General features: G+C 62.7%; 10 protein-coding genes. 1 reads left to right on the top strand and 9 read right to left on the bottom strand.

The genetic code is table 11. The annotated features are described in order from the left end of the window. The 3 genes from Q8N40_RS22145 to hemH all read right to left on the bottom strand — a co-directional run. A partial coding sequence (locus Q8N40_RS22145) for an NfeD family protein (RefSeq protein WP_305713314.1) occupies positions 1-396 on the bottom strand: 396 nt, incomplete at its 3' end. 210 nt (positions 397-606) lie between these two features. Beyond that, the gene (locus Q8N40_RS22140) at positions 607-1602 is read right to left on the bottom strand and encodes an SPFH domain-containing protein (protein ID WP_305713313.1); all 996 of its coding nucleotides are present in this window, start codon (positions 1600-1602) and stop codon (positions 607-609) included. 227 nt (positions 1603-1829) lie between these two features. Continuing rightward, positions 1830-2903, bottom strand: coding sequence for a ferrochelatase (gene hemH / locus Q8N40_RS22135; RefSeq protein WP_305713312.1), 1074 nt, complete (start codon positions 2901-2903; stop codon positions 1830-1832). 111 nt (positions 2904-3014) lie between these two features. Here hemH and Q8N40_RS22130 point away from each other — a divergent pair, with 111 nt between their 5' ends. After that, entirely contained in the window at positions 3015-3413 is a 399-nt protein-coding gene (locus Q8N40_RS22130) for an MAPEG family protein (RefSeq protein WP_305318872.1), read from the top strand. A gap of 805 nt (positions 3414-4218) precedes the next feature. Here Q8N40_RS22130 and Q8N40_RS22125 read toward each other — a convergent pair. From Q8N40_RS22125 to Q8N40_RS22100, 6 genes are all read right to left on the bottom strand, one after another. Continuing rightward, the gene (locus tag Q8N40_RS22125) at positions 4219-4653 is read right to left on the bottom strand and encodes a thioesterase family protein (RefSeq protein ID WP_305713311.1); all 435 of its coding nucleotides are present in this window, start codon (positions 4651-4653) and stop codon (positions 4219-4221) included. A 22-nt stretch (positions 4654-4675) separates the two neighbouring features. Further along, entirely contained in the window at positions 4676-5008 is a 333-nt protein-coding gene (locus tag Q8N40_RS22120) for a DUF86 domain-containing protein (protein WP_305713310.1), read from the bottom strand. A gap of 26 nt (positions 5009-5034) precedes the next feature. Next, positions 5035-5388, bottom strand: coding sequence for a nucleotidyltransferase family protein (locus tag Q8N40_RS22115; protein WP_305713309.1), 354 nt, complete (start codon positions 5386-5388; stop codon positions 5035-5037). 26 nt (positions 5389-5414) lie between these two features. After that, entirely contained in the window at positions 5415-6461 is a 1047-nt protein-coding gene (locus Q8N40_RS22110) for a nickel/cobalt transporter (RefSeq protein ID WP_305318229.1), read from the bottom strand. A gap of 35 nt (positions 6462-6496) precedes the next feature. Further along, complete coding sequence (locus tag Q8N40_RS22105) at positions 6497-7132, bottom strand: DUF1007 family protein (protein ID WP_305713308.1); 636 nt, start codon at positions 7130-7132, stop codon at positions 6497-6499. A 10-nt stretch (positions 7133-7142) separates the two neighbouring features. After that, positions 7143-7725: M3 family metallopeptidase (locus Q8N40_RS22100; RefSeq protein ID WP_305713307.1), on the bottom strand; the 583-nt coding region annotated here is incomplete at its 5' end.

Genomic DNA, 7725 nt, shown 5'->3' with positions numbered 1-7725 from the left:
CCGGCTGCCGGCCGGCGCGTCGGGACCGGCGACGCGCCAGATCGTATCGTCGATCTTGACCGTGCCCGAGCCGTCGATGATCGGCTTTTCCAGCGTGAACACCCGGCCGACCAGCGCGTCGGTGCGCTTGTTGAGAAACGGGTTGCTCTGGCTGACAGCGCTGTTGCTGCGCGCAACGCGCCGCCACAGCGGCACCGCGGCGACCGCGAACACCGCGAACATCAGCAGCTGCGACTGCCACGACGGGTTGATCGCGAACGACAACAGCCCGACCAGCAATGCTGCGAGCCCGAGCCAGAACATGAAGACGCCGGGCGCCAGTAGCTCAAGCGCCATCAGGACGAAGCCGAAGATCAGCCAGTTCCAGGTGCCCAGGGTGGAAAATATCTCGGTCATCGTGTGACCCTCTGTTCTTTCTCGTTACCGATCACATCAATACGGCGACGGTGCGCCCCCTCTCCCGCTTGCGGGGGAGGGTTGGGGTGGGGGCTCTCTCAACGGCGGGACTCGCGGAGGGAGCCCCCACCCGCCTTGCTTTGCTCGGCACCCTCCCCCGCAAGCGGGAGAGGGAAGAGACTTGCGCCCCGCGCTCATCGTCAAACGACCCTACCGTTGCGGCGTCACCGGCGGCGGGATCGGGCCGGTGCTGGGCACCGAGGCGCGGCGCGCGGCCTGCGCGGCCACGGCGCCTTCGCCGAAGGTCGCTTTCGCAATCTCGCCGATGCCGGCCAGCGATCCCAGAATGCTCATCGCCTCGATCGGCAGCATGACGATCTTCTGATTCGGCGAGTCCGCGAGCTGTCCGAACGCCTTGATGTACTTGTCGGCGATGAAGTAGTTCAGCGCGGCGACGTCGCCCTTGGAAATAGCTTCGCTGACCATCTGCGTCGCCTTGGCCTCGGCTTCGGCGGAGCGCTCGCGCGCCTCGGCGTCGCGGAACGCAGCCTCCTTGCGGCCTTCGGCCTGCAGGATCTGGCCCTGCTTGGCGCCTTCGGCGCGCAGGATTTCCGACTGGCGCTGGCCCTCGGCCTGCAGGATGTCGGCGCGCTTGACGCGCTCGGCCTTCATCTGCCGTCCCATCGCCTCGACCAGGTCGGCGGGCGGCACGATGTCCTTGATCTCGATGCGGTTGACCTTCAATCCCCACGGCGACACCGCGGCATCGACCACGCGCAGCAATCGCTCGTTGATCTCGTCGCGGTGCGACAGCACCTGGTCCAGATCCATCGCGCCCATCACCGAGCGGATGTTGGTCATGGTCAGCACGATGATCGCCTGATCGAGATTGGATACTTCGTAACTGGCCTTGGCGGCGTCGAACACCTGGTAGAAGGCGACGCCGTCCACCGTCACGGTGGCGTTATCCTTGGTGATCACCTCCTGCTCGGGAATGCTGATCACCTGCTCCATCATGTTCATCTTGCGACCGACACGGTCGAAATAGGGAACGATGATGTTCAGGCCCGGCGACAGGCTGCGGGTGTATTTGCCGAACCGCTCGATGGTCCAATCATAACCCTGCGGCACTGTCTTGACGCCGGCAAACAGCGTGAAAATGACCAGCAGCACGAATGCAATGGCGAAGATGTCAAAACCGCTCATAAATCCTCCAAAGCCGCAAAGTCAGTTGCTCGCGGACGTCCATTATTTGGTCTGAAGACCGGCCGCGCCGGTTCAGTATAACCTTTTACAGACAGGTAGGGCGGGGTTTGGCGGCCGCCAAGGGGTCACCGCCCGGGCGCCGGTCAAGTGCCCCGTTTCGCTGACGAAGCCGCCGGCATCATTTAATCGTCACTGCGGCCTTGTATCCAGCTTCTGGATCCAGCCTGCTAGATCCAGCCCTGCAACTCCCGCAGCACCAGTTGGCGGATCACATCCATGCCGGGATCGCTGTCGTTCAGGCAGGGAATTGCCGAGAACTGCTCGCCGCCATTGTGCTCGAATATCTCGGCGTTTTCCTTGGCGATTTCTTCCAGCGTCTCCAGACAATCGGCCGAAAAGCCGGGGGTCACGACCACGATGCGGCGCACGCCGTCCTTGGCCAGTTGCTCGATGGTCTTGTCGGTGTAGGGCTGCAGCCATTCGTCGAAGCCGAAGCGGGACTGGAAGGTCAGCATCAGCTTCGAGGCATCGAGGCCCATGCGCCGGCGCAACGCTTCCATGGTGGCGACGCATTGCGCCTGATAGGGATCGCCCTTGTCGATGTATTTCCGCGGCATGCCGTGGAACGAGGCCAGGATCAGCTCCGGCTCGAACGGCAGGGTCTTGAGGTGCGCATCGATCGAAACCGCCAGCGCATCGATATATTCGGCGTCGACGTAGTAGGGCGGCGTGATCCGCACCGTGGGCTGCGCCCGCATGCCGGCGAGCACGCGAAACACCTCGTCGCAGACGGTGGCGGAAGTCGCCGCCGAATATTGCGGATAGAGCGGCACCACCAGCAGCCGGTCGCAGCCCTGCGCCGTCAGCGCCGCGATCCGCGCCGCGATCGACGGGTTGCCGTAGCGCATCGCCCAATCGACCACGACATGTTCATGATCGGCGATCGCCGCCGCCAGCTTCTCGGACTGCGCGCGCGTAATGGTCTTGAGCGGGGATTCGTTTTTCTCGGTGTTCCAGATCTTCTGGTAGTCGCGCGCCTTGCGGCTGGGACGCACCTGCAGGATGATGCCGTTTAGCACCAGTTTCCAGAACAGCCCCTGATTTTCGATCACCCTTGGATCGGACAAGAATTCCCTGAGATAGACCCGCACGCCGCGCGCATCCGCGCTGTCGGGGGTGCCGAGATTGACCAGCAGGACGCCGACGCGTCCCGGGTTGATTCCGGCGGCAGGCGCGGCATCAGGCCTGATATCAGACCTGGTAACAGGCTTGGCGGTTTCGATGGCTGCAGCGGCTGTCATGATGCCCGTGGCTTCGCGCGTTGGGGTATCCTTGTCAAGATAATGGCGCTTTCGATAATGTCACGTTTTCGCAGGCCCTGCGGGTCACCGCCATGCGCATCGGGGGAAACCATGACGATCGCCGAATGGTGCGTTTTCGGATCGCTGATGCTCTATCTGCTGACGATCGCATCGATCAAGTGGATCGGGTTCCGCCGTTTCGACAACGCCAGGCCGCGCGACCCCGGCTTTTATGACGACCCGATCGCCGAGCGCGCGCTGGGCGCGCATCAGAACGGCGTCGAGGCCTTTCCGTTCTTCGCGATCGCGGTGCTGCTGGCGGAATTCCGGGCCGCGCCGCAGCACCTCATCAACGAACTGGCGATACTGTTCCTGATCGTGCGGATTGCGTATGTCTTCACCTATCTAGGCAACCGCCCGACGCTTCGCTCGATCCTGTGGAGCATCGGGTTCGCGATCAACATCGGCATATTCTTCCTGCCGGCGATCCGGCACTGGTTGCCGGGATGAGGCGTCCGGCGTTACCACGTCATTGCGGGCCGACCGGTCGCGCGGAGCAATCCGGCCCATCAGCGTCATTGCGAGCCAACGGGTCGGCGCGAAGGGCCGCCCGATGACAGGCTCCGCGAAGCAATCCATTTCGCAGCGGTGCCGGTTGGCAAGAATGGATTGCTTCGTCGCAAGCGCTCCTCGCAATGACGTGGTGGGAGTTGAGATTCATCTCAACCAGCGGATATGCGTCCACGTTCTCGCGGCACGATCTGCCCGAGGTTTGCCTGTCGTTCTCCCTCCAACGAGGGAGCAGGGAATGCCGGATGCGCGCTGCACCTGCGGTCTCGTGTGCGAAGTCGTACGAAAAAACTGCACACGAGCATACAGGGCAGCGGAGAACATCCGACATTCCCTGCGCAATGGCTTGACGGCTTATCACGCGCTCACCCCGGAGAATTATGGCCTTTGTCGCCTCCGTCGCCCCGCGGAAACCGGCGCCCCGGCCCGGTCGGGCCTGCAGCACCTCCGCGAGACTTGACGCCTACCAGTGAGGCATCGGGTCCACACGCTTTTGCCGTACGCATCAACACCGCTCGTTCACACGTTCCAGGCCGCTCACGGAGTTTACCCGCCCTGCAATCCCGTTCCGCGCCCGATGCCGCCGCGTCCACCGCATCCCATCCCAGCGTTCGGTAACGATGGCCAACGCCCCTTGCTCGGGGACAGGATGGCAAGAATCTTACGGGTGATTTGGGTTTCTGGAAAAGCGAAATTTTACCCGACGGGCTAATTTGTCGCAGGGGGCGCTGCGGGCAACGCTGCGTCAGGCCAGATGCAACTCGCGCGTGGCGATGGAGTCCCTGATCGATTTCGTGATCGGGACGGGACGATGAGTCCTTTGGTCAGTATAGACCCACACGACCTCGCCGGTCACCAGCGCATCCGTGCCGCCCTTCAGGAAGATGGCGAGTTCGAAGGTGAGGCTCGAATTGCCGATCCGCGCCACCCGCGCGCCGACGTCCAGTTCCCAATCGAACAGCACCGGCGCCTTGTATTCGATCAGCGATTTGACGACATGGAAATCGATGCCGCTCGTTTTGGCATCGGCGTACTGGTCGTAGCCGAGCGCGCGGAAATATTCGGTGATGGTGGTATCGAAATAGGTCAAATAGTGCGCGTTGAACACCACGCCCTGACCGTCGATTTCGGAATAGCGCACCCGGAACGGGTGGAAGAACCAGAATTGCTCGCGTGACATCGATTCTCCGGTTGTCCAGATATCAACGGTGCTCTCGACCTTGCTCCGCGGCAAGTTCCGACCGGCAGGCCTTTTCCAATATCGGCAAATCGGCTTGCGCCAGCTTCCACAGGATGGCTGCCGCGATGCTCTCATAGTTGTGGCGCAGTATGTTGCCAATCCCCGCAACTTTCTGCCAGGGGATTTCGGGATGGCACGCTTTCAGATCATCCGGAAGATGACGACTGGCTTCGGAAATGATCTCAAAACCGCGTTCGACGAGCCATTGCCGCTGCCAATCGCTTTCGAATGCTTCGAGCGACACGTCCACCAATACGCTATTGACGCGTTCGATCGCCTCGATGATGTCCGTCAAGCGAGGGATGACCGAACGTGCCGCCACTAAAACACGCGAACGGCTGTGGCTTCTATCGCTTCCCGGAGCGTCTTGTGCAGGCTGTCGCGCGTCATGATGTCGGTCTTGCGGCCGAGGATGCTGGCGGCGTATTCCTTGACGTCCATTAGTTCGTAGACGCCGAGCCTACCCTTTTGATAGTCGAAAAAGAGGTCCACGTCGGAATCGACATTAGCCTCGCCACGCGCCGTCGAGCCGAACATGTAGAGATGTTCGACGCCAAGCCGCTTAAGATCGGCTTCGTGCTGCTGCAATCGGCTTATGGCTTCGTCGCGCTCCATAACGATACAGTAGCAAATCCAAGCTTCCTCCTCAACCGCGCCGGTCAAATCTGCAGTCATTTCCGGATTGTATCAGCGAGCTACGTTCAGAGACACGTCACCCGCTCGGCCGCCAGATACCCGAACAACAGCCCCACCCCGAACAGCAGCACCAGTCCCGCCGCACCGAATTCGATGCCGCGCATGATCAGCGCGCCGCCGCCCTCGCTGCCAGCGCTGAGGCGCCGGGCGAGGTCTTTAGCGGACACCGCGATGACGGCGATGGCGGCGACCGTGATGGCGGTGCCGAGGCCCATAACAAAGGTTGCGGCGATGCCGGCCCAGAACAGACCCTGCGCCAGTGAAAACACCAGCACCAAGATGGCGCCCGAGCAGGGGCGGATGCCGACGGCCAGGATTGCACCAAAACCGCGCATCCAGCCGCCGGGGCCGGCGAGTTCGCTCGGGGCCGGACCATGGGAATGGCCGCAATGCTCGTCATGGACGTGGTGGGGATCGTGATCATGGTGATGCCCGTGATCATGATGGTGATGATCGTGGGCATGGCCGTGGTCGTGGCCATGATGATGCGCGGCGCCGGCGATCGCAGGTACCGGCGCGCGGGTCTGCAGCGCGCGCATAAATCCGCCGCCCTTGGTCCAGACCAGCCGGGCGCCGAACGCCGCGATCAGCGCGTAGCTGGCAATCTCGATGGCCCTTTCAGCCCCGCACATGGTTTTGGCGGTGGTGTTGAGCAGCCAGGCGCAAATCCCGACGATCAGAACGGCAACCAGCGACTGCATCAGCGCCGAGGCGAACGACAGCACGATGCCGCGCCGCGCGGTCTCCTGGTTGGCGACCAGATAGGACGAGATCACCGCCTTGCCATGGCCGGGACCGGCGGCGTGAAAGATGCCGTAGGCAAACGAGATCGCCAGCAGCGTCCAGACCGCACTGCCGTCGGACCTGGCGGCGCGGATGGTCGCGGACATCTCGCGATAGAATTCCGATTGCTTGGCGAGAATCCAGCCGACGATGCCGCCGGCCTGCGGTTCGGGGGCACGCTTCGGCGCGCCGAACGGCGTCTGCGCCAACACCACATGCACCAGCCCGTCGAGCAACATCACGCCGGCCACCGCCGCGGCGCCCATCATCAGGCCGCGCGCGAGCCTCGAGCCGGGTTCCGGGATCACGGGCACTGCACCGTGATCTTGTTGGCGAACATCGCACCGTAGTTCGAGTTGTCGCCGCTGGCGAAATTGCCCTCGGTGAGCTTCTGCGCGGTGGCGGTGCCGTCGTTGGGCCGCTGGAACGCCAGCTTGCAGGCGGCGGGCGCCCCGACCAGTCTGATCGGGTCCTTGTCGTCGAACTTGAAGTCGATGAAAAACGCCGGATCGAACACTTCCAGCGCCAGCGCCTTCGGCTTCATCGGCACCTTCAGCGGCAGCGTGAAATGCAGCGTCAGGGCGCCATCCTTGTGCTCCAGGAAGTAGTCGACCGGCTCGAGAAATTTCTCCTTCTTGCCGTCGGCCCTGGCGAAGGTGAAGAAGTCGAACTCCTTCAGCGATTCGACATTGGTCTGGGCCAGCGGCGCCAGTTCCTCGCGGCTGTAGACGCCCTTGACCTTGGTCTCGATGCCTTGCACGGCGTAGGTAGAGAACATGTCATCGAACGTCCAGGCGTGGCGCACGCCCGACATCGCGCCGTCGGGCGCATAGATCACCTGGCTGGAAGCGGTGATCCAGACATGCGGATGGGCCTGCGCCTCTCCGGCGCCGAGGGCGAGTACGACGGCCAGCAGCAGGCCCGGCAAACTTCTTTTCATTTTCTTCACCTCAAGCCGCCTTTGGTTCTTCAAGCAGGCCGCGGCGGCGCAGCAGCGCGTCGGGCTCCGGCTCGCGGCCGCGGAACGCGATATAGGCGTCTTCCGGATCGCGCGAGCCGCCGGAAGAATAGATGTCGTCGTGCAGGCGTTTTGCAACCCTGGGATCGAAGATGTCGCCGGCTTCCTCGAAGGCGCCGAAGGCATCGGCGTCCATCACTTCGGACCACATGTAGCTGTAATAGCCCGAGGCATAATGATCGCCAGAAAAGACATGGCCGAACTGGGTCGGCCGGTGCCGCAGCGAGATTTCCGCGGGCATCCCGATCTTGTCCAACTCGGCGCGTTCGAACGCCCGAACATCTGATATCGACTGTGAGGGCTGGGTGTGGAATTCGAGATCGATCAGCGCCGAGGAGACGAACTCGACAGTGGCAAAACCCTGGTTGAATTTGCGCGCGGCGATAAAGCGCTTCAGGAGATCGTCCGGCAGCGGCTCGCCGGTCTGGTAGTGGCGGGCAAACTGCCTGAGCACCTGGGGCTGCTCCTGCCAGTGCTCGTAGAGCTGCGAGGGCAATTCGACGAAATCGGTGAAC

It is taken from the genome of Bradyrhizobium sp. (genome assembly GCF_030693485.1).
In the GTDB taxonomy this organism is placed as follows: domain Bacteria; phylum Pseudomonadota; class Alphaproteobacteria; order Rhizobiales; family Xanthobacteraceae; genus Bradyrhizobium.
The sequence above is the reverse complement of the archived record's forward strand: the minus strand, read 5'-3'. Positions and strand labels throughout refer to the sequence as shown.

What these genes read in the sequence shown, in the direction of transcription:
- Q8N40_RS22140 (WP_305713313.1), bottom strand. Translation starts at nt 1,602, where the DNA reads ATGAGCGGTTTTGACATCTTCGCCATTGCATTCGTGCTGCTGGTCATT.
- hemH (WP_305713312.1), bottom strand. Translation starts at nt 2,903, where the DNA reads ATGACAGCCGCTGCAGCCATCGAAACCGCCAAGCCTGTTACCAGGTCT.
- Q8N40_RS22115 (WP_305713309.1), bottom strand. Translation starts at nt 5,388, where the DNA reads ATGACTGCAGATTTGACCGGCGCGGTTGAGGAGGAAGCTTGGATTTGC.
- Q8N40_RS22105 (WP_305713308.1), bottom strand. Translation starts at nt 7,132, where the DNA reads ATGAAAAGAAGTTTGCCGGGCCTGCTGCTGGCCGTCGTACTCGCCCTC.
- Q8N40_RS22130 (WP_305318872.1), top strand. Translation starts at nt 3,015, where the DNA reads ATGACGATCGCCGAATGGTGCGTTTTCGGATCGCTGATGCTCTATCTG.
- Q8N40_RS22125 (WP_305713311.1), bottom strand. Translation starts at nt 4,653, where the DNA reads ATGTCACGCGAGCAATTCTGGTTCTTCCACCCGTTCCGGGTGCGCTAT.
- Q8N40_RS22110 (WP_305318229.1), bottom strand. Translation starts at nt 6,461, where the DNA reads ATGATGGGCGCCGCGGCGGTGGCCGGCGTGATGTTGCTCGACGGGCTG.